The organism is Acidisoma sp., from assembly GCF_035492295.1.
Taxonomy (GTDB): domain Bacteria; phylum Pseudomonadota; class Alphaproteobacteria; order Acetobacterales; family Acetobacteraceae; genus Acidisoma.
The window spans coordinates 1-25,143 of the sequence record NZ_DATJJK010000210.1; the positions used below are offsets into that span (position 1 = coordinate 1).

Genomic DNA, 25,143 nt, shown 5'->3' on the forward strand with positions numbered 1-25,143 from the left:
GATCCGCGAGGAAAGGTTGCGGAAATCCTGCCCGCGAGCCTCACGCCGGTAGCACTCGCGCGCCGGGTGCGTACTGCCATGGGCGCGCCGGACCAGGGCTAGCGCATCGGGGTTAGACTGGCAGGCCAGCGCCGTCGCGCAGCACGGCCTCGGCCGCCGGCGTATACGCCGCTCCGTCGTGCAGGACGAGGCCTGGGGCCACGCGGAAATCGGCGCGGCCGCCGCGGATGGCCTGCAGGATGAGGATGCGCGCCGGCATGCCTGCCCGCGGCCAGAGCGGGAAGAGGCGCGGCGAGCCGCAACCGGCGTCCGGCAGGGCAGCCAGTGCTTCCGGCAGCGCCCGCGCGGGCAGGATGAGGGTGAGGCTACCGCGATGGCGCAGCGTCCGGCCGAGTGCGCGCGTCCAGGCGGCGATCAAGCCCGTCTCCGCCACTTTGGCGCGCGCCCGCAATACCGCGGCCGAGCGCGTGCCGCTGGCCGCATGCCAGGGCGGATTGGCCATGGCGTGGTCGAAGGTACCGCCGCCATCAGCCGGGTCCGCGCCCAGCGCGCGGATGTCGGCGGTGACCACGCCGAGGTCCCTTCGTCCGTTGGCGAGGAAGTTCCGGGCGGCAATCGCCGCCATGCGCGGCTCGATCTCGATGCCGAGGCCGGAGACCCCGGCAACGCGGGCGGTGAGGCATAGCAGCCCCGCGCCGGCCCCTGTGCCTGCTTCCAGCACGCGCTCCCCAGGCCGCGCGGCGACGGCTGCGGCGAGGAAGATTGGCTCGATCCCGGTGCGATAGCCTTCCCTTGGCTGGGCGTAATCAATCCTGCCATTGAGCAAGTGCCCTCGGGTGAGGTCAGCGCCGTCCATGCATCCTCCGATTGAGCAGGGTGGCCGCGCCGTGGCCACCGCCGGTCTCCGGCTAGGGTGGTAGCGAGCGCGCGGATTTTGTGCGATGCCGAACTTGGCCCATGGGTGGCCAGCCCGGTGACCCGCCTCCCAGGGGCCCGGATACATTCCCCCTACCGGAAGGGCTTGAGTTTGGGCATGACTGCCGGCGTGAAAACTTTCAGGGACGATAATGCCGTGGCGCCCGAGCCTGACGCGCTGGGCAAGCTCCTCGCCCTGCTGCAGGCGGACATGGAAGCCTGCAACCGGGCGATTGTGAGCCGGATGGAGAGCCCGGTCGCCCTCATCGCCCAGGTTGCGGCGCATATCGTCGCGGCCGGCGGCAAGCGCATGCGGCCCCTGCTGACGCTCGCCGCGGCTCGCATGTGCGGCTATGCCGGGGGGGAGCGGCACGTCCATCTCGCCGCCTGCGTCGAGTTCATCCATACCGCGACCCTTCTTCACGACGACGTCGTCGACGAAAGCCGCCTGCGCCGGGGCAATGCATCGGCCAATGCCGTGTTCGACAACAAGACGCCGGTGCTGGTGGGCGATTTCATGTTCGCCCGCGCCTTCGAACTCATGGTGGCGGACGGCTCGCTGCATGTGTTGCGCATCCTCTGCTCGGCCTCCGCGACCATCGCCGAGGGTGAGGTGCTGCAACTGGTGACCCAGCACGATCTGACGACGACCGAGGCTCGCTATCTGGATGTGGTGCGCGGCAAGACCGCCGCCCTTTTCTCGGCCGCCGCGCAGGTGGGGGCGGTTATCGCCGCCCGGCCGCTGGCGGAGGAGGATGCGCTTGCGACCTTCGGCATGAATCTCGGGATCGCCTTTCAGCTGGTGGACGATGCGCTCGACTATGCGGCTGACCAGGCGGTCCTCGGCAAGACGGTGGGAGACGATTTCCGCGAGGGCAAGATCACGCTGCCGGTGCTGATCGCCTATCAGGCGGGAAGCGCGGAGGAGCGGGAATTCTGGCGCCGCACGCTGGAGGAGGGCGAGCAGGGCGAGGCCGATCTCGCCCGGGCGATGGCGCTGCTCGAACGCCACCATGCCATCGAGATGACCCTTGCCCGGGCCGCGGATTTCGTGCGCGCAGGGCAGGATGCGCTGGCGATCTTCCCGGCCTCGGCATTGCGCGACGCGTTGATCGAGGTCGGCACCTACACCGTCAATCGCGCGCATTGACGATCGGGGCGGCGCGCCCACTTCACTCCCAGTAGAGTGTGATCTGACGCGTAAATCACAGTCTAACTTCTTGATGAGGGCCTGATCATCACGTCAGGTCAATCGCTTATGCGATTGATCTGAACTGATCGGCTCTTGGCGTTCAGCGATTCAAAAAGTGATTGGAGATGGCAGACGTGACCAAGGCCCCGCCGATGCACAACCACAAGACCCGCAATGACCTCGAAGGCAATGCCAAAAAGGTGTCCATCGAGATTCTCAACGCGCGCCTTGCCGACATGATCGACCTCGCGCTGATCACCAAGCAGGCGCATTGGAACCTCAAGGGACCGCGCTTCATCGCGATCCACGAGATGCTGGATGGCTTCCGTGATCAGATCGACGAACATGTCGATACGGTCGCCGAGCGCGTGGCCCAACTCGGCGGCACCGCGCTCGGCACCAGCCAGATCGTGGCCGGCCAGTCGAAGGTTTCGCCCTATCCCACCAACATCTACAAGATCGAGGACCATCTGGCGGCCCTGATCGAGCGTTACGGCTCGGTCGCGAATGCCACCCGCAAGGCGATCGACGACACCGACGAAGCCGGGGACGCCGATACCGCGGATATCTTCACGGCGGCCTCGCGCGATCTCGACAAGGCGCTGTGGTTCCTCGAAGCCCATACCCAGGAACCGGCCTGAGGCATCGTCCCTTTCGGGGGATTGATCGGGGCGAGGCGGGCCACCGCCTCGCCCCTTTTGTCCGAACAGATCCCGGCAACCTAACCAAATTGTAGCAAAATTAGGGCGGCGCCCTGCTGGGCAGAGCAGTCCCTTCGCGCTATGCCCTCGGCCATGGACGCGAGAAAGAAAGCAGCCACTGCCTGGCTCCGCCAACAGAGCGCGATCGGCCGCCGTGCGGCATCGGGCGCTATCCTTTTCAACATCGCCGGAACGCTTCTCGCGATCGTGCAGGCCGCGGCCGCCGCCGACCTCCTGCGCGCGTTGATCGTGCATGACGGTCAGCCGGTGATGCTGGCGGCCATCGTCTTCGCCGTCGCGGCAACCGCCCGCGCCCTGGTGACGGCGGCCGCCGATAGCGCGGCCTTTGCCGCGGGGGCAGCGGGCCGCAGGAGGCTGCGCAGCGAGACGCTGGGCCGTCTGCTCTCGATCGGGCCGAGCCTGCTGCGCCAGGGCCACAGCGCCCATTTCGCCGGCATCGTGGTCGACCGAATCGAGGCGCTGGACGGGTTCTTCGCGCGCTGGGTGCCGGCCGCGCAGATGGCCTTGATCGGCCCCATCCTCGTCGTCATCGCGGCCACCATCGCCGACCCTGTGGCGGCCCTTATCCTCGCGGCCTGCGGCATTTTCGTGCCCGTCGCCCAGGCGGCGGCCGGCATCGGTGCGGCCATCGCCACCCGCTCCCAGCTGCAGGCGATGATGCGACTCGAATCCCGCTTCCTCGACCGTATCCGGGGCATCGGCACCATCGTCCTCGCCGGCCGCACGGCGGACGAGGCGGCAGCGCTGCGCCGCTCGGCGGACGAGCTTCGCCAACGCACCATGCGCGTCCTGCGCATGGCATTCCTGTCCTCCGCCGCCCTCGACTGCGCAGCTGCCGTCGCCCTCATCGGCATCGCGATCCAGCAGGGCGATCTCATCCTGCATGCAGCCCCGGGTGCGGCGATGGCGGCGCAATCCGGCCGCGCGCTGTTCCTGCTGCTGCTGGTGCCTGAAATGTTCGCGCCGCTGCGCGCCTTCGCGCTCGCCTATCAGGATCGCGGCCATGGCGTCGCTGCGGCGGAAGCGCTGATCGCCCTGCCGGCCGGGGAGCACGACCATCTGCAAATGGCCGAGCCGCCTTCCGCCGCGCCGGTCACGGTGGCCGCGCATGGCATCAGCGTCGCCTTCGAAGACGTGCACCTGACCTGGGACAAGGCGCGCGGCCCGGCGCTGGACGGGGTGAGCTTTCGCCTGCCTGCGGGCGGCGTGCTGGTGCTGGCCGGCCCCTCGGGCGCCGGCAAATCCACCGTGATCGAGGTTCTGCTCGGTTTCGTGCGCCCTGATTCGGGGCGTGTCCAACTCAACGGCATGGATATCGCGAGCATCGTGCCGCAGGCGCTCTCCCGGCTCACCGCCTGGATCGGCCAGAAGCCGGTGATCTTCGCCGCCTCCATCCGGGACAATATCCGCTTCGCCCGGCCCGAGGCTTCGGCCAGCGAACTGGCCGAAGCGGTGCGCCTCGCCAGCATGGAGGGCTTCCTCGCCGACCTGCCGGAGGGGCTGGACACCATGGTGGGCGAGGGCGGCTTCGGACTTTCGGGCGGCCAGGTGCAGCGCATCGCCATCGCCCGCGCCTTCCTCAAGAACGCGCCGCTGCTGCTGCTGGACGAGCCCACCGCTCATCTCGACCCTGCTACCGAGGCCGAGGTCTTCGAGAGCCTGAAGCATCTCGCGATCGGCCGCACCGTCATCATGGCAAGCCATTCGGCGCAGGCGCATATGTTGACGGGGCGGCGCATGAACATGGCGGCAGGCCGGCTGCTCGCGGGTGACCAGCAGCGGGGCGTGGCCTGATGGGCGATCTTCTGGCGATTCTCCGCTTGTGGCGAAACCGTGTGGGCTGGATGGCGGCAGGCCTCGGCCTCTCGCTCCTGGCTTTGGCCGCGGGGCTGCTCCTCATGGCACTTGCCGGACGGGTGACGGCGGCGGCGGTCACCGCCGGCCTCATGGTGACGCCGATCCTGCTCCGGGTCTCGGGCGTCGCACGGGTGGTGCTGCGCTATCTGGAACGCGTCATCACCCATGAGGCGACCTTCCGGGCGCTGGCTGATCTGCGGGTCTGGTTCTTCTCGGGCATCGCGGCGCGCATGGCGGGCGGTCTCGGGATGTCGCGCAGCGGCGACGTGCTGACCCGTGTCGTCAATGACGTCGAGAGTCTGGATGGTCTCTATTCCCGCATTCTAGTGCCTCTGGCCGGCGCCATCCTGGTGCTGCCGGTGCTCTTCATCGTGCTGGCGCTCGACAATATCGAACTGGCGGTGGGTGTCGCCGTGCTCTTCGCGATCGCAGCCTTTGCCCTGCCGTTCTTCGCGGCGCGCGGCACGGCGAAGGCCGGGGAGCGGCTGGCGCGCAACCTCTCCGGGCTGCGCGTTTCGGTGCTCGACGCGATCACCGGCCTGCGCGAGGTCCGCGTGTTCGCGGCGGAGGGGCGGATGCTCGCGAATGTCCAGGCGCGCGAGGCCAATCTGCTGTCGGCTCAGCGGGAGGTTGCGCGCTCGGCACGGATCGGCGCTGCCGCATCCTTCCTTTGCGCCCAGGCGGCCATCCTCGCCGTGCTGCTGGTGGCCGGTGCGCCACCGCCGGCGGCCGTTGCCGCTGCCTTCCTGACCATTGCGGGTTTCGAGGCGGTTGGCGGATTGCCCCGTGCCGGTGCGCTCGCGGGCTATGCGGCGGCGGGTGCGCGCCGCGTGCGCCTGGCGGCGGCAGCGCCCATGCTCTCCCCCGATCCGGCCGCGCCGTCGCCGCTGCCGGCCGACACCACCTTGCGCTTCGAGGGCGTGCGTTTCCGCTATGCGCCCGATCGGCCGGCGGTGCTGGACGGGCTGACCATGGAGATTCAGCCGGGCGCCCGCGTCGCCATCCTCGGGCCATCGGGTTCGGGCAAGTCGACCCTGGCGGCGCTGGCACTCAGGCTGCAGGTGCCGGAGGAGGGCCGCATCCTGCTCGGCGGCACCGATATCGCCAATCTCCGGGCGGAGGAACTGCGCGGCCGCGTGGCGCTGCTGTCGCAGGCGACGCATCTGTTCGACGATACGATTCGCGCCAACCTGCTGCTCGCCCGCCCAGGTGCGGACGAGCGCGCGCTGTGGGCGGCACTCGACGCCGCCCAGATGGGCGATGCGGTACGGGCGCTTCCCGACAAGCTCGATACCTGGGTGGGCGAGGGCGGCCATCGCTTCTCGGGCGGCCAGGGACGGCGGCTGGCGCTGGCCCGGGTGCTGCTCTCTCCGGCCCTGGTGGTGATCCTGGACGAGCCCTGCGCCGGGCTCGACCGCGAAACCGAGCAGGCCTTCTTCGCGACGCTCAACGATCTCGGCCGCGGCCGCACCTTCGTTCTCATCGCACACCGGCTGCTCGGGATCGAGAAGCTCGACCGGATCTGGCGCATCTCTGGCCAGCATGCCGTGGCGGCCACTGCGTAATCGGAAAGAAATCTCTCCTATCGCCTTCATCTGGCAGGATTTTCGCAACCGCCGCCCTTGACGGGAGGCGCTGCGTAAGGCCCCATCGCGCTGATCGAGTGTGGAGAGATGTTCATGCGCCGTAGAGCCGCCCTGCTTGCCCTGACGATGATCGGCCTGAGCGGTTGCGCCACCGTGGCGCAGCAGTATCACCCGGCTGAGCCGAAATTCGTTATCTTCTACAGCCCCTGGTCCTCGACCCTCGATCAGAAGGGGCTGGGCCTCGTCTCAGCCGCTGCCCAGGAAGCGCTGAAGGATCCGGCCGCCACCGTGCAGGTTGTGGGCTTCGCCAGCACCATCGGCACCGACGAGGCCAATCAGAAACTCTCCGAGCAGCGCGCGCAGACGGTGTTGAGCCAGCTCATCGCCGATGGCGTGCCGCAATCCCGCATTACCAGCATGTCCCGCGGCGCCACGAGCTATCAGATGAGCGCGATCGAGGCCCGCCGGGTGGAAATCGACATCATTCGCGCCGGGTTCTGACCCCCGGGCGCCCCGGCGCCAAAGCAAGCTTGCGTTCAGGTGCCGGAAAAAGGCATGAAAGGAATGGGATAGAGCCCTTTCCTGGAGTCATGCCTGATGTCCGTCGCGGTGATGATGAAACGCAAGATGCGGGCGGCGGTGCCGCCGCTGATCTTCCTCGCGCTGGCGGGCTATTTCGCCTGGAACGCGACAAGGGGGGACCGCGGGCTTGTCGCCCAGCAGCAGGACCGGCTCGATCTCAAATCGGCCCAGGTGCAATTGGCGAAGGCCAATGAGGAGGTCCAGCAATGGACGAACCGCATTCAGGGGATTGGCGGCCACACGCTCGACCTCGATGCCCTCGATACCCAGGCGCGGCGCATGCTCAATCTCGTCGACCCGCGTGACCTCGTGGTGATGATGGGCCGCACGACCGTGCCGGGCACCTTGCCGCCGGCCGATCCCGGATCGGTCCAGGTGCAGGCCCCGGCACCCTCCGACACGGGCAATCCCGGGCAGTAGGCCAGGGGCTGATCGGCTCTCTCCCACGCCAAACGATCGTCTACAAAAAAGGGGCCCCGAAGGGCCCCTTTTCGCGTCTGGCGGAGGATCAGGCCGGTGTCAGCCCTCCATGTCCTCGGCGATCAGGCGCAGCGTCTCGGGAGACTTGCCCTTGAGGATCGAGAACCAGATGAAGCCGATGATCATATAGGCGAGGAAGATCGGCGGCAGCAGGTTGTAAGGCGCCTCAGGATAGGGATCGACGCTGCCGTAGATGACAAAGGCCATCAGGGCTGCGCCGACGATGCCGAACAGCAGGTGCTGCGCCTGCAGCTTGCCAGCCCGGAAGAGATCGACCGGGGCGGTTACGCAGACGCCGAAATAGACCACCACGAAGCCGTAGGTGGCGATGGTGCCGGTGAGACCGAACCCGTTGAGGAAGCCTTCCGGCAGCAGCAGCAGGGTCAGCACGAGAACAATCGCGCCGGAAGCCAGGACCGCGACATGCGGTGTCTTGTGGGTGCCGTGGACGAGGCCCATCGAGCGGTGCAGGAACTGGTAACGGCCCATGGAGTAGAGCATGCGCGAGCTGGCATTGATGCAGGCGAGCGCGCAGGCGAAGCCCGAGATCATGGCGGCGAAGTAGACCACGGCCGAGGCCCAGGGCAGGCCGGCACGGGCCGTCATGTCGGCGAAGGGCGAGGAGGATTTGCCGATCGCATCGGCGTTGTCGCCCATGCCCATGACCATGCAATAGGCCATGATGCAGAAGAAGGTGCCGGCGGCGATGGCCGAGCCGATCACGGCGATCGGCACGTTGCGCTGCGGATTGGACGATTCCTTGGCCAGTGTCGCGGCACTTTCGAAGCCCACGAAGCTGAAGACCGCGAAGGTCAGCGCCGACATGACGCCGCCGAAATGCAGGCTGCCGATCGCGAGCTGCTTGGGGTCGACGATCGTGCCGTGCTTGGCCACGACGATGGCGGTGATGAGGATGATGATGCCGATCGAGAGCGTCTCCATCACCAGCCCGACGCGCGACGAAACCTGAATGTCGCGATAGGCGGCGTAAACCACGAGGGCGAGGAAGGCGATGGTGAAGACGACGAGAATGGGGAAGGACAGGCTCGCGTGGAAGGCGGCGAGGAAGTTGGACAGGAAGATCGGGAAGCCGAAAACCACCGCGACCGCCGTGGTGATATAGGCGAGGATCATCGACCAGCCGGCGAGCGCGCCGCTCATCGGACCGAAGTTGCGGCCGATATAGACGAAGTAGGAGCCGGCCTCGGGATGGCGCTTCGCGAGGGAGGCGATGCAGGCGCCGACGAAGGCGAGGCCGACGGTCGCGATGAGATAGGCCAGCCAGGAGCCAATGCCGGCGAGGCTTGCAACGACGGTGATGTTCAGCGCCGGGGTTAGCGTGGGCGCGATATTCGCAATCGATTGGCCGATCGTTTCGATCAGGCTGAGGGCGCCGTGCTTGAGCTGCGCCTTGGCCGGTGCAGCGTGGATATCAGTCGCGGCCACCATATATTATGTCTCCTCAACGTCAGAAGTGAATTCGGAACAGTCCTAGTCTAGGAAAGCGGAAAAAGGGAAAGCCCAATGCGGGCGGGGGTCAGGAGCAGCAACATGCACCGGCATCACGGCTTTCCGCATTGACCGTTTCCGCCAGATTGATTGCCGGATTGCCGTTGAAGAACCCTGTCGGCATCAACTTGAAGCCGGTGGAGATGCAGGGCTGGACAGGGAAGTCCTCGACCCGCACGGAATGGTGCAGGCCGAAGACATGCCACAGGACCAGGCTTTCATTGGCGAGCGGACGGTCCTGCTTGATGAAATCGGCGATGCCGCCGGAACCGTCCGAATGGTTCATGAACTCGCCGGCGGGGTAACGCTCCTCCGGGGAGTACGCCGATACCCAGAGATGGTTTTCGACGAAATTGGATCGGCGCCCCGAGGGGCCGGAGGGTAGCAGGAACGAGGTGACGGCATTGGTCGGCATCAATTTGTAGGCAACCGGGGTGCCGACATGATTGGTCTTACCGGGATTGACGATCTTCCAGTAGCGCTGGCTCGCGAGATTGACGCGGCGCGCGCCCTCGCTTTCGGAGGTGATCGGCGTTTGCGTCTCGAAGAAGGCATTGCCGTAGGGATTCTGTTCCGGCGGTTCCGCCTGGGTATTGCACTCCATGACGGTGTTGCGCTCGCCGTCGATCGCCATGTCGAGCCGGGCGCAGAAGATGTGCTGATGGATCTGTCCCGCAACGCCCGGAGAGACCTCGGTCTCGTATTTGGACGGGTGGCCGGGCTCGATGCCGACCGTGTTGATGATGCCCGTCGCCTTCATTTCGAATTCGATTTCGCCGGCCTGATCGAAATACCAGTATTGGGCATATTCGTAGTTGCCGACGGTCGCGATGCAGGAGACGACGAGTTTGCGGCCGCGCCGGATCTGCGTGCGCTCGGTGCGGAAGTCCCAGTGCTTCCAAAGGATACCGTCATCTTCCTCATGAATGCAGATGGCCTTCTCGATCGAGAAGATGTCGCCCTTCATCGTATTGAGATGCACATCGAGATACTGGATGACGCCCAGGCAGTCACAGCCGAGCTTCAGCGAATTGGCGAGCTTGCCGAGGCCGTATTCGCCGATGTCGAAAACGTTCTTGCGGTAGTGGCCGCGATCGGGCGAGCCGTAGGGCACAACCATTTCAACGAGCGAAGCGCGGTTCACCAGCGGCCGCCCGTCGAAGCGGATGTCGTGCAGGGTCAAGCCCTCGCGCGCATTGAAACCGATGGAGAGCGCCCAGCGGTCCCAGGTCAGGTGATGGCCCTCGAGCTTGAAGTTCACGCCCTCCGGCTGCACGACATGCAGTGGTTTCAGCGGCGGCTGCGTGTCCGTGATGAATTTGCTGTCGTAGTTGACTTCGGTCATCGGCACGGTGGGTCCCGGACGGTCGTCGACGCGGATGACTTCGCCGCTTTGCACGTCCACCACCGCGTTGAGGCCCTCGATCGGGTGGGCGTAGAAGGCTTCGTCCTCGTACAGGCGCAGCCAGGCGAAGGTGTGGCAGAGCAGGCGGCCTTCCTCGTCCGCATTGCCGAAATTTCCGGCAGACCAGGGATCGACGCAGACCTTGTCCATCTCGGTAATGCCGCGCGCCGCGCAGGCGGCGATGAAGCGCGGGTCGGCCTTCACATAGGCTTCGACCTCCATAAACTGCTCGAGCTGGATCATCGGCCGGGCGACGGGGAAGAAGGCGCGCGTCAGGATGCGCTTTGCGTCGAGCGAGAGTGTCAGCTTCCAGACGCCGGCTTCCTCGTTGCGGAAGACGTTGGCGCGGGCGCGGCGGCCGAGCGTCTCGTCCCACCCGCCGGCGACGACGAGGGATTTCGGCGGGTCCATCAGCTCGATCGTTTCGAAAAGAACCCCGTCCCCGAACGCCGTGTCCGCCTTCACGATGGCGGCGACGAGGCGGATTTCCGCCGCGCTCAACGGTTCGAGCAGGGCCAGATAGGCAGGGCTTGCGGTCGCGCTGGCGCCGGCCGCAGCTGATATGTCGTCCACGAAGCAGTCTCCTCGAGAAAACGTCATTCCGGAGATGAATCTCAATCTTCCACGCAAGTGCCGTGCCACGGATGACCTGCGGGCTTCGGACCGGTTGGGAATGCTGCCTCGCCAGCGGTGGAAAGCCGTACGGCTCTCCCCATATCTCCGTCTTCGGAGACCAGGGGAGGGGTGGCATGACCGCTGTTCGCACCAAGGAACACAAGCGCGGGCCAAGCAAGCAGGAGAAGGGGCGAGCGCGCGAGGGGCGCGACGTTGCTGCCGCCGAATCGGTCGATCGCGAGCCGGACCCGGAGGCGACGCCCGAGGACGCTACGCCGGCAGTGAGCCGGGAGGACGAGCCGCGCGGGCAGCCAACCAGCGACCGTTTCCACACCGAGCAGGCACATCGCAAGGCAGGCGACAAGGCGTGATCCGGTGCCGGTGGAGGCACGGCGCGGAAAAGCATGGGCGACGAAACGACGCCTGCGTGCCAGAATGAGGCATGAGTCCTGCCCCGTTGCCCGATAATCCGTCAGATGCGCCGCTGCCGATCCTTTTGTGCGGGACCGCGGGGCGGCAACTCGCCATCCGCCAGAGCGAGATTGCGGAAATTCTGCCATTGCCGCGGCTGAAGGTGGTGCCCGAGGCACCGCCCATCCTGAGCGGTGCCTTCCATCTTGGCGGGGAGACCGTGTTCGTCCTGCCGCTGGCGGAGCTTCTCGGACTGTCCGGCCCGTCGGAGGGCAGTGCGCTCTACCATCATCTTCTGCTCCTTCCGCCCCGAGCGGGGGAAGTGCGCCTCGCGTTTCTGGTCGAGCGGGTGATGGAATCCGTCCTCGCTGAGCCGCATCTCCTGGCGCCGGGGGCGAGCTTCAACGACTGCGTGGAGGGCGACCTGCGCTTTCAGGGTGAGCTCGTGCCGCTTCTCAACGCGGGCCGGTTGCTGGCGGCCGAGGAGCGCGCGCGGCTCGCCGCCTTCGCCGACCGCAGCCTCGCCCGTGGCGCCGGCTTCGAGCCCCGAGGACGCACCTGATGCCGGGGTCGTCCGCCAGGCGGGAAGCGGATGAGAGCTGGCGCAAGGGGGCCTTCGCCGAGCTCAAGCAGGCGATCATCGCACGCACCGGCCACCACTATTACATCGATAAGGATCATCTTCTGCGGGACCGGCTGCAGCGGCGGCTTGCCGCCGTCGCCTGTCCCGATGCCGCGACCTATCTCGCTTTGCTGGCCGATCCTCGCCGTGGCCCGGCCGAATGGCAGGAACTGGAAGCCGAGATCACGGTTGGCGAGACTTTCTTCTTCCGGCATGCCGAACAATTCGCAGCATTGCGCGACACCATCCTGCCGGCTCTCATCCAGGAAAATCGCCGTAGCCGCCGCCTGCGTATCTGGAGCGCCGGCTGCGCCGTGGGCGCCGAACCCTATTCGCTCGCCATCCTGCTCGAACGGATGCTGGGCCCAGGCCTGCCCGACTGGACGATCGAAATCCTCGGCAGCGATCTCAACGCCCGGGCACTCGCCATGGCGCGCGAGGGCGTGTTCACCGAATGGGCGATGCGCGGCATGGCGGCCGCCGACCGCAAGCGCGATTTCACGGCCCTGCCTGATCGGCGGCATTGGCGCATCGCAGACCGCCATCGCCGCCGCGTCCGCTTCGTGCAGCATAATCTCCTCTCCTTGCTCGAGCCCGGTGGCGCGGCGGGCTGGGCGGAGTTCGACCTCATCCTATGCCGCAACGTGCTGATCTATTTCAGTTCGGAGAAGATCGCGCCGATGCTTTCGGCGTTGGCGTGCGGCTTGTCGCCGGCAGGCTGGCTCATGGTCGGCCATTCGGATGCGATTGCGGCATTGCCGAGGGACCTGCGCACGGTCGAGCTTTCCGGCACCACGGCCTTCCGGCTGCCCACGGCGTCTCATTCCATTCAGCCCTGGCTGCCGCGCCCGCCCGCAGACGGGCTTGCGCCAATTTCAGAGCCCAAAGATCAACTTGATCTAGACCTCCCGCGGCTGGAGCTCATGGCGCAGTGGCAGCCCTGGCCCGACGCGGCCGCGCCCGATCCGGCGGCGCCTGAGCAGGCCGCGCCTGAGCCGGGGGCGCCTGAGCCGGGGGCGCCCGAACCAGCCGTACCGTCACTCGCCGCCATTCGTGCCTTCGCCGATTCCGGGCAGTTGCGGGCGGCGGCCATGGCTGCGGAAGCCGCCATCGCCGCCAATCCGCTTGACGCCAGAATGCATTTCTACGACGGGGTGATCGCCCAGGCGGCAGGAGACCGGCTTCGCGCCGAGGCTGCCCTGCGCCGGGCCGTCTATTTGTGTGGTCATATGGTGATGGCGCATTATCACCTCGGTTTGGCGCTGATTGACGGCGGTGAGCGCGAGGCGGGACGGCGGAGATTAGCCCTGGTGCTGCGTCTCTGCGCCGATCTGCCGGACGGCAGCCTCCTTGCGGAGGGCGATGGGCTCACGGCACGCGATCTCGAGGCGCGCGTCCATATGCAGCTGCGGCCCGGGCCGCGATGAGGGTGGGGAGCGAAGGGCGGCCGCATGCAGCGTGAGACGGAGAGGGCGGTCGCCATCCTCGACCGGCGCACCGCATCCCTCGCATCGCGCGAGGCGCTGGCCGTTGCGCGCGCCGTGGAGCGCCGCTCGGTCATCGTCTGGGCGCTCGGCGAGGGCCTCGCGGGGATGGATGTTGGCCACGTCACGGCGGTGTTGCCCTTCACCGGCTGTGCCATGGTCCCGACGCAGGCGGCCGCCTGCCTCGGCGTCATCGGTCATGCCGGGCGCTTCTACTCCGTCATCGGCATGCGGGTGCTGGCTGGTGTCCTGCCGTCCGTTCTGACCGATGAGACCGACCCCGACCGTCCCGCGCATCTCCTTCTGCTGCGCGGCGCGCCGCATCTTGCTCTCGCGGTCGACCGGGTACTCGGACGTTTCGACCTTCCCGATACCGGCGCCACGCTCGATTTCGGCGGCCGTCTGGTCGCCTTGATGGAGCCGGCTGACCTGCGCACCCGGCTGGGCGGCGCCGTGCCGACACAGGACCCGTAACCGGCGGCTCTGCTGCCTTGGCCGAGAATGAGTGGAGTATCCCGACGTGACCATAGCCGCGCGGCTTTTCCTGGGCTTCCTTGTCAGCATCCTGCTGCTGATCGGGGTCGGCGTTTTCGCCCTCAACCGCATCGGCACGGTGCGCGACACCACGATCGGCATTATCACGCACGACATCTGGGCTTATCGGGCGGTGCAGGACATTCTGCAGACCCAGGTAATGCTGCTCGACGCGCGGCGCGCCATCGTGGTCGATTTCATGCTGGCGAAAGAGCAGATCCCGGCCGATGCCCCGGCGGAAGCCACGGCTTCCGCTGATCTGCCGGCGGCGCTCGGTCGCTGGAAAGCCATCGCTGACGATTTCTCGACCCGCCTCGCCAAGACAATCACGGTGACGACGGGCTACGAGCAGGCGGCGCTGACCGGCGGCGCACCGACCCGGGCGGGCACCTGGCACGGCGTCATCGGCCTCCTGCAGCTGGCGCAGACCCAATGGGGGGCGCTGCGCACCGATTCCCTGGCCCAGTTCGCCTCCATCCAGCAGAACGACCTCGTCGCCGTGACCGCGGCGGAACCCAAGCTCGTCTCCGACAACGTTGAATTCACCAAGACCCTGGGCCAGATCAGCGATGGGTTGGCGAGTGGCAGCGGCGCCGGCATCGGCCGCATCGGCCAGCTCTATGCCGAGGGGCGCACCCTTCTCATCGTGGCGGTCTGCCTCGCCCTCGTCATCCTCATCGCCATCGCCTGGGCGATCCTGCGCTCCATCATCCGCCCCTTGGAAGCCTTCCGCGCCTTCGCCGAGCGGGTCGGCCGCGGCGACCTGACGGGCGAGCCCCTGCGCGTCGGGCGCGACGAACTCGGCCGCCTCGGCGCGACGCTCAATACCATGGCGGACAGCCTGAAGCAGGTCAGCCTGCAGAGCCGCGAGCTGACGAGTTCGCTCAATGCCTCGGCCGCCCAAATCCGCGCCTCCACCCAGGAACAGGCGGCGAGCGTTGAACAGCAGCTGGCGGCGCTGCAGGAAACTGCAGCCACGGCGGATGAGATCACCCATTCCGGCGCCCGCATCTCGGCCCGCGCGCAGGAGGTGATCCAGGCGGCCCAGCAATCGGTGCAGACGAGTTCGAGCGGGCTTCGCGCCGTGGAGGAAGCCGCCCGCGCGATGGACGCGATCCGCGACCAGGGCGAGATCGTCGCCACCAACATCGTGGCGCTGAGCGAGAAGACCCAGGCGATCGGCGAGATCATCACCACGGTCAACGATATTTCCGAGCGCGCCCATCTCCTTGCCCTCAATGCGGCGATCGAGGCCGCGGCGGCGGGCGAGAACGGCCGCAGCTTCGCTGTCGTGGCCTCGGAGCTCAAGGTGCTCGCCGATCAGGCCAAGGAGGCGACGGTGCAGGTGCGCTCCATCCTCGGCGAGATCCAGCGTGGCATCAATGCCTCGGTCATGATGACGGAGGAGGCGGTCAAGCGTGTGGCCGTCGGGCGCGAACGGTCCGGCGTGACCGAGCAGACGATCGAGGCGATCACCGCGAGCGTGCAGGAGAGTGTGCAGACCTTCCAGCAGATCGTCGCCTCCACCAACCAGCAGCAGATCGGCATCGAGCAGGTGATGGGCGCGTTGCAGAACATCCGCCAGGCGAGCCAGCAGACTGCGGCCGGCACGCGGCAGCTCGAGGTTGCGGCGAGCAGCCTCGCCGAACTCGCGAACCAGCTGCTCGTCCTCGGCGAACGCTACAAGATCTGACCGCCGCGCGCCGATGCCCCCATCGTCCAACCCGCCCGATCTGCGCCAGGAGTTGCTCGCCGCCTTCGAGGTCGAGTACCGCGATCACCTGACGGTGGTGCGCGCGGGCCTGGCGGCGGCGCGGCGTGGCGAGCGGGCAGATCTGCGCGATATCTTCCGCCGCCTCCATTCGCTCAAAGGTGCTGCGCGCGCCGTGGACCTGACCGAGGTCGAACAGCTTGCCCATGAGCTGGAAGCGCAGATGGCGAGCGTGATCGAAGGCGGCAGCGGCCTGTCGCGCGATCGCACCAATATCATCGAGGCGGGACTGGACCGGGTCGAGGCGGCGATCGAGACAGCGCTCGGCGGCACTGAGGTGGCAGCCTCGGACCCAGATACGGACGAGACGGCACACGGGCATCTTCGCGTCGAGGCCGGGCAAGTGACCGATCTCGTCATCGCCACGACGCAGCTTGCCCAGGCGATCGAGCGGCATGACGGGCTCGGCGAGCGCATCTCCGGTATCGAAGCCGCGATCCGCCAGGCGCGGCGTGCGCTCGACCGTGCGGCCCGGCGCGGGGAGGGCGATGCGGATCTCCTTGAGGCCACGAGCGAACTCGCCTCGGCCTCCCGCCAGGCTTCTGTCATTCGGCACGACCTGCGCGACTCGTCCTGGGCGCTCGATGCCGCCTTTCATCGTGTGCGGGAGGATGTCGACCGCATGAGCCTGGTGCCGGCCGAGACGATCTTCGGCCCCATGGGCCGGATGGTGCGGGACATTGCGCGCGACGAGGGGGTGCAGGTTGACCCTGAATTCCTCGGCCTCGGCCTCTCTGCGGACCGGCGTGTATTGCAGGCCTTGAAGGACCCGGTACTGCAGCTTCTGCGCAATGCGGTGGGCCACGGCAGCGAGCCGCCGGCGCGCCGACGGGCGCGGGGCCTGCCACCGGCCACCCGCATCACGCTCCTCCTGCAGGGGGGTGGCGGGACATTGACCGCCACGGTCAGAGACGACGGACCGGGGCCTGACCTTGCCACGATCCGGGCTCGCGCCATGGAGCGCGGCCTGCTTTCGGCGGCCGCGGCCGAGGCCGCGACGGAAGACCGGCTGTTGGCCATGGTCTTCGAGCCGGGATTCTCGACCCGTACCGATGTCGGGCCGCTCTCCGGGCGGGGCATGGGGCTCTCCATCGTCGCCGAGGCCGCGCGCGCCCTTGGCGGCAGTGCCCGCATGCGCTTCGCGGATGGTGCGAAACGGGGGGGCCGCCCTTCCGGCACCGCCGTCGAGATCACCGTGCCCCTTGCTGTCGCGCGGCAAAGTGCCGTGCTGCTCGGTTTCGCCGCGGTCACCGTCGCGCTGCCGGCGGCCTCGGTGTTGCGCCTGCTGCGCGTGCCGTTCGCCGCGATCGAACCGGTCGGCGGCCAGATGTGCGTGCGGACCGATGGGCCGGCCTCGGCCGAACTCGCCCCCGTGGCGGTGCTTGGCCATGTTCTCGGCATGGCGGCGCCAAGCCTGCCGGTGCAGGAAGGCCATGTGAAGCTCGCCGTGATCCAGGGTGGCGCCCATCGCCAGCGCCTGGCGCTCGCCGTCGATCATTTCTCGGATGTGCGCCGCTTCCTGTCCCACAAGGCCGATTTCGTCGGCGTCGACCCCGACCTCGTCGCCGGGCTCGTGATGGTGACGAGCGAAATGCCGGCAGCCTTGCTCTCGCCCGAGGGCATTCTCGACCGCTGGGCGCGCCGTGGCGGCTGGTCGGGCGAGACCGGAGCGCCGGAGAGGGCGGTGACGGCCGCCCCCGGTCCGCAGACCATTCTCGTCGTCGACGATTCTATCACCAGCCGGACCTTGGAGAAGTCGATTCTCGAAGCACATGGGTATCGGGTCATGGTCGCGGTGGACGGGGTCGAGGCACTCGACATCCTGCGGCGCCATAACCGACCCGGCGGCGATCACGGAAAAGCAACGGATGAAGCAACGGATACTGCCATTGACATGGTGCTTGCCGATGTCGAAATGCCGCGGATGGACGGCTTCACACTGCTACAGACGATGAAGGACGACCCGTCGCTGCGGACCATTCCGGTCATCATCATGACCTCTCGCGACACGGCGGGCGACGTGCGGCGCGGTCTCGATCTTGGGGCCAGCGCCTATATCGCCAAGCAGAGCTTCGACCAGCAGGATCTGCTCGGCGCCATCAGGCGACTGTTGTGACCAGCGCCTCCCTCCCCATGGCGCGGCGGGTCCGCGTGATGGTGGTCGAGGACAGTCCTGTGGTGCAAAGCCTGCTGCGCCTGATCATCGGCGCCGATCCGAGGTTGGAGGTCTGTGCCATCTGCGCCTCCGGCGAGGCGGCGTTGGAGGCTCTGCCGCAGCTCCGCCCGGATGTGATTTCCATGGATATCCGTCTGCCCGGCATGGACGGGCTGGAGACGACGCGCCTCATCATGTCGCGCTTTCCGACGCCGATCGTCGTCATCGCGGATGCCGTGGAAGACCGCTCGCTGCAGATCTCGATGAATGCGCTGCGCTCGGGCGCGCTCTCCGTCGTGGAAAAGCCGGCGGGATTCGGCCATGCCGACCATGCGCCGATCGCTGAGACGATCCGCACTCAACTCTACATCATGAGCCAGGTACCGGTGATCCGGCAGCGGCCGATGGCGCCGCGCCCGGTCACGCGGGCTGCGCGGCGGCCGGGGGGACAGCGCGCCCAGCCGAGCATCGCGGGCATCGTCGCGTCCACCGGCGGGCCCGCGGCGCTCGCCCGTGTGCTGGGGGGGCTGCCAGCCGATTTCCCCATTCCCGTCCTTGTCGTCCAGCACATGGGCGCGGCTTTCATGCCGGGCTTTGCCGCTTGGCTGGACGGTATCGTGCCGATGACAGTGCAGATCGCGATGGCGGGCCAGTCTCCCATGCCCGGCCACGTCTATGTGGCGCCGGGCGACCAGCATCTGACGATCGGGCCGGAGGGGGCCCTGCGGCTCGACCGCGATGCGCCGGTCCATAGCCAGCGCCCGTCGGGCAGCGTGCTCTTCACGTCGCTCGCCCGCATCTGCGGGCCGCGCGCCCTGGGTGTGCTGCTCACCGGCATGGGAGAGGACGGCGCGGAAGGCTTGCTTGCCATGCGCCGGAGCGGCGCGATGACGCTGACGGAAGACGAGAGCAGCGCCGTCGTCTACGGCATGCCGGCGGCCGCGATGCGCATCGGCGCCTCGACGATCGCGCTGCCGCTCGACCGGATCGCCGACGCGTTGCGGCGGGCGGTGGCGGAGACCACGCCATGACTGGCGAGGCCGAGACGGGGCGCTCCTACAACCTTCTGGTCGTCGAGGATTCGGAGACCCAGGCGATCATGATCCGCCGCATGCTGGAGGCGCACGGCTTCCAGGTGGAGCGGGCGGCCTCGGCGGAAGCGGCCCTCGACCGCCTGCACGGGCGGCTACCCGATCTCATCGTCGCCGACTTCCATCTGCCCGGCATGAACGGCGGCGAACTCTCCCGCCAGCTGCGGCTCAATGCGCGCACCCGCTCGATCCCGCTGCTGATGCTGACGGAGGCGGCGGAGGCGGCGACGGAACGCGAGGGACTGGAGAGCGGCGCCGACGCGTATATTGCAAAATCTGCCGATCCCGACTTCATGATCCTGCGCATCCGGGCTTTGCTGCGCCAGCGGCCGGCGCCGCAGCCGGAGGAGTTGGGCGACGAGGCGCCGCATTTTCGGCGCATCCGTTTCCTCGTCATCGACGACGATGCCGCGCATCGCGAGGAGCATCGCATTGCCTTGACGCGGGATGGCTATCTTGCCGAACTTGCGTGCGACATGGAGGAGGCAACCGCCATCCTCTCCCGCTCGGACACGCCGGTCGACTGCGTCATCATCGGCCTGCCGGCATCGGGCTTCGACAGCGTCGAGGCCTGCCGCGTTTTGAGCGGACTCAGGGCGGGTGACCTCGCCGAGGGCTGCACGGCGCCCTTCCTGCTGATCGGCATCGAGCGCGGCGGCGAGGTGTCCAAGGCGCGTCTGTCGCTCGCCTTCGATGCCGGGCTCGACGAATTCATTCCGACCTTGCACGACGCCGATCTTCTGCGCGTCCGGCTGCGCGCCATCGTACGGCGCAAGCTGATGCAGGACGAGATGCAGCAGGCGGAGGTGGAGCGGCGCGAGCATGCGGTCACCTTCGAGCGTGCCCGCATGGCGGAAGCGCTGACCCAGGCGAATGCGGAGCTGGAGGCGGCTAACGACAAGTTGATCGAGGCGCAGGCCAAGCTTGTCCAGGCGGCGAAGATGGCCTCGCTCGGCGAACTCGTTGCTGGCATCGCGCACGAAATCAATAACCCGCTCGCCTTCATCATCGCCCATCAGGCAACGGTTGAGCTGCTGCTGGGTCGCGTGGCGTCAGAGGAGGTGGCGAGCGATGTCGCGCGCGGTTATATCGCTAAAGCAAGGGACCGCGCGACAGCAATGGGAGCGGGGCTTCGACGGATTGGCGATCTCGTCCTCAACCTTCGGCAATTCTCCCGTATGGACGAGGGCGGCTTCCAGCATGTCGAGATATTCGAGGCGATCGACACGATCTTGACGCTGCTTAGCCCCAAGCTGGGGGAGCGTGTTGCCGTGACGCGCCATTACGAGGGGCCGCCCGCGCTCTGGTGCTCCCCCGCGCTTCTCAACCAGGTGGTGATGAATATCGTGAGCAATGCGGCCGACGCGATCGAAGGCCCGGGCCAGATCGAGATCACGGCGACGACCGAAGGACAGGACTACGTCATCCTGATCGAGGATTCCGGATCCGGCGTGCCGCCCGACCTGCAGGAGCGGATCTTCGAGCCCTTCTTCACGACCAAGCCCATCGGCTCGGGCACCGGTCTCGGCCTTGCCATCGCCTATACCGTTGTGCAGGGGCATAAGGGAACGATCAGCATCGGCCGTTCGCGCTTGGGCGGGGCATCCTTCAAGATTGCGGTGCCGATGCAACGCGAGACATCGGGTAAGGAGGCGGCCGAACGCCGGGCCACAGGAGCATGACAGAGCCGATGCGCGGGACGATTCTGATCGTCGACGACGAACCCGAAATACTGACCGCCCTTCGCGACCTGCTGGAGGACGAATTCGACGTCTGGAGCGCCGTCTCGCCCATCGCCGCGCTCGACATCCTGGGCGATGAGCCCATGATTTCCGTCATCGTCTCGGACCAGCGCATGCCGGAGATGACGGGCGACGTCTTTCTCTCCAAGGCGCGGGAGATTTCGGATGCGCAAACAATTCTCCTGACCGGCTATGCCGATCTCGGCGCGGTGGTGAACGCTGTCAACAACGGCCGCATCTCCGCCTATATGCAAAAGCCGTGGGAACCGGCGCTGCTGCTCAGCATGATCGGCAATGCGCACGAGCAATGCCAGCTGCGGCGCAACCTCGCCGAGGAAAGGGCGCTGCTGCGCGGCCTCATGGACGGCAGCCAGGACGCGCTTTCCTTCAAGGATACCGAGGGTCGCTTCGTGCGCGTCAATCACGTCAAGGCGGAGAGCCTTGGCCGGCCGCCGGAAGCCTGCCTGCGCCAGCGCGAGCCCGATCTGGTGTCCGTGGGCGGGCAGGTGCAGCCCATCACCGAGGCGGAGGCCGAGGCATTTGCCAGCGGCCGCGCGACGGAGCGGCTGGAGGAGCGGATGGTCGGGTCTTCACCGCGCTTCGTGCAGGTGACGCGCGTGCCGATTGCGGGGCCGGACGGCACCCCCCGCTATCTCGCGGTGCTGGAGCACGACGTGACTGACCGACGGCTGATGGAGAACCGGCTGCATCAGGCGGAGAAGATGCAGGCGCTGGGCACCATGGCGGGCGGCGTCGCCCACGACTTCAACAATCTGCTGACGGCGATTTTGGGCAGTCTGGAATTGGCCTTGCGCCGCAACGACAGCGACGCGCGGCTGCAACGCCTGCTCGAGAACGCGACGACGGCGGCCGAGCGCGGCACGACGCTCACGCAAAGGCTGCTCACCTTCAGCCGCCAGCGCGATCTGGCGCTGCGTTCCGTCGATGCGAACCAGGTCATCCACGAGATGGAGGATCTGCTTACTCGCAGCATCGGCATGGGCATCGTCGTGTCGGAGGAACTCGCGGAGGACCTCTGGGCCGCTCATGTCGATCCGGACCAGCTTGAGCTCGCTCTTCTCAACCTCTGCATCAATGCGCGGGACGCGATGGAGGGGGAGGGAAGTCTGACCTTGATCACGCAGAATCTCAGCGTGCAGGAGGAGGACGTGCTGGAACTCGTGCCCGGGGATTACGTGCTGGTCGCGGTGCGCGACACCGGCCCCGGCATCCCACCCGAGGTCATGGCGCGGGTCTTCGAACCCTTCTTCACGACCAAGCCGGTGGGCAAGGGGACCGGCCTCGGCCTTTCCATGGTCTATGGCCTGGCGCAGCAGGCAGGCGGCCTCGCCCGCGTGCTCTGCCCGGAGGGCGGTGGCACGACGGTCGAGATCATTCTGCCGCGCGCGCCGGACGGGGCATAGGGCGGGCTAAGCGCCGCTCAGCCCATCCGTTTCGGGTTCAGGCGGCCGGCGTCTTCTTCAGCCGATCAATGAATTCCTTGCGCATCTTCGCGACCTTGGGCGCGATGATGACCCGGCAATAACCGGCATTCGGGTTCCGGGCGAAGTAATCGTCATGATAGTCCTCGGCCGGGTAGAAGACGTCGAGCGGCTCAATCTTGGTGACCAGCGGCGCGCCCCAGGCGCCACGGGCCTCGATCTCGGCCATCACCGCGCGGGCGGTCTTTGCCTCTTCCTCGTTCGCCGGCATGATCGTCGAGCGGTATTGGGTGCCGACGTCATTGCCCTGCCGGTTGAGGGTCGTCGGGTCATGGGTCGCGAAAAAGACGCGCAGCAGATCCGCGTAGGAAATGACCGCCGGATCGTAGGTGACGGCGATCACCTCGGCATGGCCGGTGCGGCCGGTGCAGACCGCCTCATAAGTCGGGTTGGGAACCTGGCCGCCGGCATAGCCGGATTTCACGGCCGAGACGCCCTCCAATTCCTCGAAAACGGCTTCGGTGCACCAAAAGCATCCGCCGCCCAGGATGGCCGTTGCCATTGTCATGCTTGTCTCCACTTTTGACCAAATGTGCGGTTCAGCATATCGGCATTCCGACACGACCGGAAAAGAGCTCGTGTAGCAAGAGGACGGCGGCATGGCATTGGCAGAGGGCGCGGCAGCGCCGGGCGGGATCGTCACGATCGGAGAGATCCTGGCGGAAATCATGGCGACCGAGGTCGGCGTCGGGTTTCGTGAACCGGTCAATCTCGTAGGGCCCTTCCCCAGCGGCGCGCCCGCGATCTTCATCGATCAGGTGGGCAAGCTCGGCTTCCCCTGCGGCATCGTCAGCGCCGTCGGCCAGGACGACTTCGCCTGGGTCAATGTCGAGCGTCTGCGGCGGGACGGCGTGGACGTCAGCGCCATCGACGTCGATCCGACCTACGCGACAGGCAGCGCCTTCGTGCGCTATCGGCCGAGCGGCGACCGCGACTTCGTCTACAACATCCGCCACAGTGCCTGCGGCCAAACGCGGCTGACGGAGGCGGCGCACGATCTGCTCCGCCGCAGCAGCCACCTGCACGTCATGGGCTCCTCGCTCGCCTCCCCGCGCATCATTGAAGAGACCAAGACTGCCATCGGCATCATCCAGGCGCAGGGCGGCACGGTCTCCTTCGATCCGAACATCCGCAAGGAAATCCTGGATGCGCCCGGCATGCGCGAGGCGCTGCTGGAGATGCTCAACCTCTGCGACATCTTCATGCCCTCGGGCAACGAACTGACGATGCTGACCGAATCGACGAACGAGGGCGGGGCGATTGCCGAAATCCTTGGCCTCGGTGTCTCGGCCATCGTCATCAAGCACGGGGCGGAAGGGGCGAGCTACCATGACGGGCGGGAAAACCGCCGTGTGCCGGCCTTCTCGGTGACCGAGGTCGACCCGACCGGTGCCGGGGACTGTTTCGGCGCCACCTTCATCACCTGCCGCCTGCAGGGGCGAAGCGTTTCCGAATGCCTGCGCTATGCCGCGGCGGCCGGCGCGCTGGCGGTGACGCGGCGCGGACCCATGGAAGGCACCGCGAGCTTCGCCGAATTGGATGCCTTCATCCTCTCCCAGCGCCGTGGCCAGGTGCCCGGCAAGCCTGCGCTCGCACCGTCGGGTGCCGATCTTCTGGCTGAATTCGCGCCCGCCCGGGCTGCCGGCCGGCCCTTCGGCATCACCTCCGTCTGCTCTGCTCATCCGCTGGTGATCGAGGCGGCGCTGCTCCAGGCCCGCGAGGACGGGACGACGGCGCTGATCGAGGCGACCTGCAACCAGGTCAACCATCAGGGCGGCTATACCGGCATGACACCGGCCGACTTCACCGATTTCGTCTATGCCATTGCCGAGCGGGTGGGCTTCCCGAAGAGCCGCATCATCCTGGGCGGCGATCATCTCGGCCCCAACCCCTGGAAGGCGCTGCCGGCCGAAGAGGCAATGGCTGAGGCCGAGACGATGGTGGCGGCCTTCCTGCGTGCCGGCTTCCTCAAGATCCATCTCGATGCCAGCATGGGTTGCGCGGGTGAGCCCGCGGCACTGCCCGATGCGCTGGTCGCCGAACGCGCGGCGCGGCTCGCCGTCGTCGCGGAGCGGGTGGCGGCCGAGGTCGGCTCACGCCCTTATTACATCATCGGCACCGAGGTTCCGACCCCGGGCGGCGCGCTGGAAGCGACCCCCGAGACCCATGTGACGGACCCGGAGGCGCCGGTCGCGACCTATGCTGTGCATCGCCAGCGCTTCACCGAACAGGGGCTGGGGCGCATGCTGAGTCGCGTCGTGGCGCTTGTCGTGCAGCCGGGCGTGGAGCACGGCAACGAGACCGTGATGCGCTACGATTCCGCCGCCGCCGCCGATCTCGCGGCGGCACTCGGCCAACTCCCCGGCCTCGTGTTTGAGGCGCATGCGACGGATTACCAGACGCCGCAGGCGCTCGCTGCCCTGGTGCGGGACGGATTTCCGATCCTGAAGGTGGGGCCCGCGCTGACCTTCGCGCTCAGGGAGGCGCTGTATGGTCTGGACGAGATCGCCGCCATCCTGGCGCCGGACCTCGACCCCGATGCCGACGGCCTGCCGGCGGCGATGGAACGGGTGATGATGCTGAACCCCGTTCACTGGAAGTCGCACTATCACGGCACTCCCGCGCAGCTTCGCATCCTGCGGCATTACAGCTACAGCGACCGCATCCGCTACTACTGGCCGGAACCCGAGGCGGTGGCGGCCGTGGAGCGGCTTTTCGCGCGGCTGGAGGGGCTCACGATACCCGAACCGCTGATCAGCCAGTATCTGCCGCGCTTCTACGAGCGTGTCGCCACCGGGGCCCTGGCCGCGCAGGCACGGACGCTGGCGGTGGAGGCGGTGCGGGACGTGCTGCGCGTTTATGCGGCGGCCTGCCAGCCGCGATAGCTGCGCTGCAACATAGGGGCTTGGCCGAAGCGGGCCTGCGGTCATAAGTATGCATACGAGGCAGTAACAGAGGCGGAGGGCGG

The 25,143-nt window shown here is 67.4% G+C and carries 20 protein-coding genes; 16 read left to right on the top strand and 4 right to left on the bottom strand.

Annotated features, from left to right (window positions below):
- Positions 1 to 112: 112 nt before the first annotated feature.
- Positions 113 to 856, bottom strand: a complete 744-nt coding sequence (locus VL752_RS16035) for a tRNA1(Val) (adenine(37)-N6)-methyltransferase (protein ID WP_325356864.1) — start codon at positions 854 to 856, stop codon at positions 113 to 115.
- Positions 857 to 1,033: 177 nt separating this feature from the next.
- Here VL752_RS16035 and VL752_RS16040 point away from each other — a divergent pair, with 177 nt between their 5' ends.
- The 6 genes from VL752_RS16040 (at position 1,034) to VL752_RS16065 (ending at position 7,274) form a co-directional block, all read left to right on the top strand.
- Positions 1,034 to 2,065 carry a polyprenyl synthetase family protein gene (locus VL752_RS16040; protein WP_408863148.1) on the top strand — a complete coding sequence of 344 codons (1,032 nt, stop codon included), beginning with the start codon at positions 1,034 to 1,036 and terminating at the stop codon, positions 2,063 to 2,065.
- 161 nt (positions 2,066 to 2,226) lie between these two features.
- Entirely contained in the window at positions 2,227 to 2,748 is a 522-nt protein-coding gene (dps, locus tag VL752_RS16045) for a DNA starvation/stationary phase protection protein Dps (RefSeq protein WP_408863149.1), read from the top strand.
- Positions 2,749 to 2,901: 153 nt separating this feature from the next.
- A complete protein-coding gene (gene cydD / locus VL752_RS16050) occupies positions 2,902 to 4,623 on the top strand; it encodes a thiol reductant ABC exporter subunit CydD (protein WP_325356866.1) in 1,722 nt (573 codons plus the stop codon).
- Positions 4,623 to 6,251, top strand: a complete 1,629-nt coding sequence (cydC, locus tag VL752_RS16055; protein WP_325356867.1) for a thiol reductant ABC exporter subunit CydC — start codon at positions 4,623 to 4,625, stop codon at positions 6,249 to 6,251. The genes cydD and cydC overlap by 1 nt, the downstream gene beginning before the upstream one ends.
- Positions 6,252 to 6,365: 114 nt before the next feature.
- Positions 6,366 to 6,773 (top strand): OmpA family protein, encoded by a 408-nt coding sequence (locus VL752_RS16060; protein WP_325356868.1) that lies wholly within the window; start codon positions 6,366 to 6,368, stop codon positions 6,771 to 6,773.
- 96 nt (positions 6,774 to 6,869) lie between these two features.
- A complete protein-coding gene (locus tag VL752_RS16065) occupies positions 6,870 to 7,274 on the top strand; it encodes an FtsB family cell division protein (protein ID WP_325356869.1) in 405 nt (134 codons plus the stop codon).
- Positions 7,275 to 7,373: 99 nt separating this feature from the next.
- Here VL752_RS16065 and VL752_RS16070 read toward each other — a convergent pair whose 3' ends face one another.
- Both VL752_RS16070 and VL752_RS16075 read right to left on the bottom strand, forming a co-directional pair.
- Positions 7,374 to 8,783, bottom strand: a complete 1,410-nt coding sequence (locus VL752_RS16070) for an APC family permease (RefSeq protein WP_325356870.1) — start codon at positions 8,781 to 8,783, stop codon at positions 7,374 to 7,376.
- Positions 8,784 to 8,871: 88 nt separating this feature from the next.
- Complete coding sequence (locus tag VL752_RS16075) at positions 8,872 to 10,821, bottom strand: primary-amine oxidase (protein ID WP_325356871.1); 1,950 nt, start codon at positions 10,819 to 10,821, stop codon at positions 8,872 to 8,874.
- Positions 10,822 to 10,997: 176 nt separating this feature from the next.
- Here VL752_RS16075 and VL752_RS16080 point away from each other — a divergent pair, with 176 nt between their 5' ends.
- The 9 genes from VL752_RS16080 to VL752_RS16120 all read left to right on the top strand — a co-directional run bounded on the left by VL752_RS16080 (position 10,998) and on the right by VL752_RS16120 (position 22,097).
- Positions 10,998 to 11,234, top strand: a complete 237-nt coding sequence (locus VL752_RS16080) for a hypothetical protein (protein ID WP_325356872.1) — start codon at positions 10,998 to 11,000, stop codon at positions 11,232 to 11,234.
- Positions 11,235 to 11,305: 71 nt separating this feature from the next.
- Complete coding sequence (locus VL752_RS16085; RefSeq protein WP_325356873.1) at positions 11,306 to 11,836, top strand: chemotaxis protein CheW; 531 nt, start codon at positions 11,306 to 11,308, stop codon at positions 11,834 to 11,836.
- Complete coding sequence (locus VL752_RS16090) at positions 11,836 to 13,323, top strand: protein-glutamate O-methyltransferase CheR (RefSeq protein ID WP_325356874.1); 1,488 nt, start codon at positions 11,836 to 11,838, stop codon at positions 13,321 to 13,323. The genes VL752_RS16085 and VL752_RS16090 overlap by 1 nt, the downstream gene beginning before the upstream one ends.
- A 24-nt stretch (positions 13,324 to 13,347) precedes the next feature.
- A complete protein-coding gene (locus VL752_RS16095; RefSeq protein ID WP_325356875.1) occupies positions 13,348 to 13,854 on the top strand; it encodes a chemotaxis protein CheW in 507 nt (168 codons plus the stop codon).
- Between the two features lie 46 nt (positions 13,855 to 13,900).
- Positions 13,901 to 15,607, top strand: a complete 1,707-nt coding sequence (locus tag VL752_RS16100; protein ID WP_325356876.1) for a methyl-accepting chemotaxis protein — start codon at positions 13,901 to 13,903, stop codon at positions 15,605 to 15,607.
- A gap of 13 nt (positions 15,608 to 15,620) precedes the next feature.
- Positions 15,621 to 17,801, top strand: coding sequence for a hybrid sensor histidine kinase/response regulator (locus VL752_RS16105; protein ID WP_325356877.1), 2,181 nt, complete (start codon positions 15,621 to 15,623; stop codon positions 17,799 to 17,801).
- On the top strand, positions 17,798 to 18,871 hold the full coding sequence (gene cheB, locus VL752_RS16110; protein WP_325356878.1) for a chemotaxis-specific protein-glutamate methyltransferase CheB: 1,074 nt from the start codon (positions 17,798 to 17,800) through the stop codon (positions 18,869 to 18,871). Before VL752_RS16105 ends, cheB begins: the two co-directional genes overlap by 4 nt.
- Positions 18,868 to 20,613 carry a response regulator gene (locus tag VL752_RS16115; RefSeq protein WP_325356879.1) on the top strand — a complete coding sequence of 582 codons (1,746 nt, stop codon included), beginning with the start codon at positions 18,868 to 18,870 and terminating at the stop codon, positions 20,611 to 20,613. The genes cheB and VL752_RS16115 overlap by 4 nt, the downstream gene beginning before the upstream one ends.
- Positions 20,614 to 20,621: 8 nt before the next feature.
- Positions 20,622 to 22,097 carry an ATP-binding protein gene (locus VL752_RS16120; protein ID WP_325356880.1) on the top strand — a complete coding sequence of 492 codons (1,476 nt, stop codon included), beginning with the start codon at positions 20,622 to 20,624 and terminating at the stop codon, positions 22,095 to 22,097.
- A gap of 37 nt (positions 22,098 to 22,134) precedes the next feature.
- On the opposite strand, the gene msrA is transcribed toward VL752_RS16120, so the two are convergent.
- Positions 22,135 to 22,683, bottom strand: coding sequence for a peptide-methionine (S)-S-oxide reductase MsrA (gene msrA / locus VL752_RS16125; RefSeq protein WP_325356881.1), 549 nt, complete (start codon positions 22,681 to 22,683; stop codon positions 22,135 to 22,137).
- A 91-nt stretch (positions 22,684 to 22,774) separates the two neighbouring features.
- Here msrA and VL752_RS16130 point away from each other — a divergent pair, with 91 nt between their 5' ends.
- Positions 22,775 to 25,060 carry a D-tagatose-bisphosphate aldolase, class II, non-catalytic subunit gene (locus VL752_RS16130; protein WP_325356882.1) on the top strand — a complete coding sequence of 762 codons (2,286 nt, stop codon included), beginning with the start codon at positions 22,775 to 22,777 and terminating at the stop codon, positions 25,058 to 25,060.
- Positions 25,061 to 25,143 lie beyond the last annotated feature (83 nt).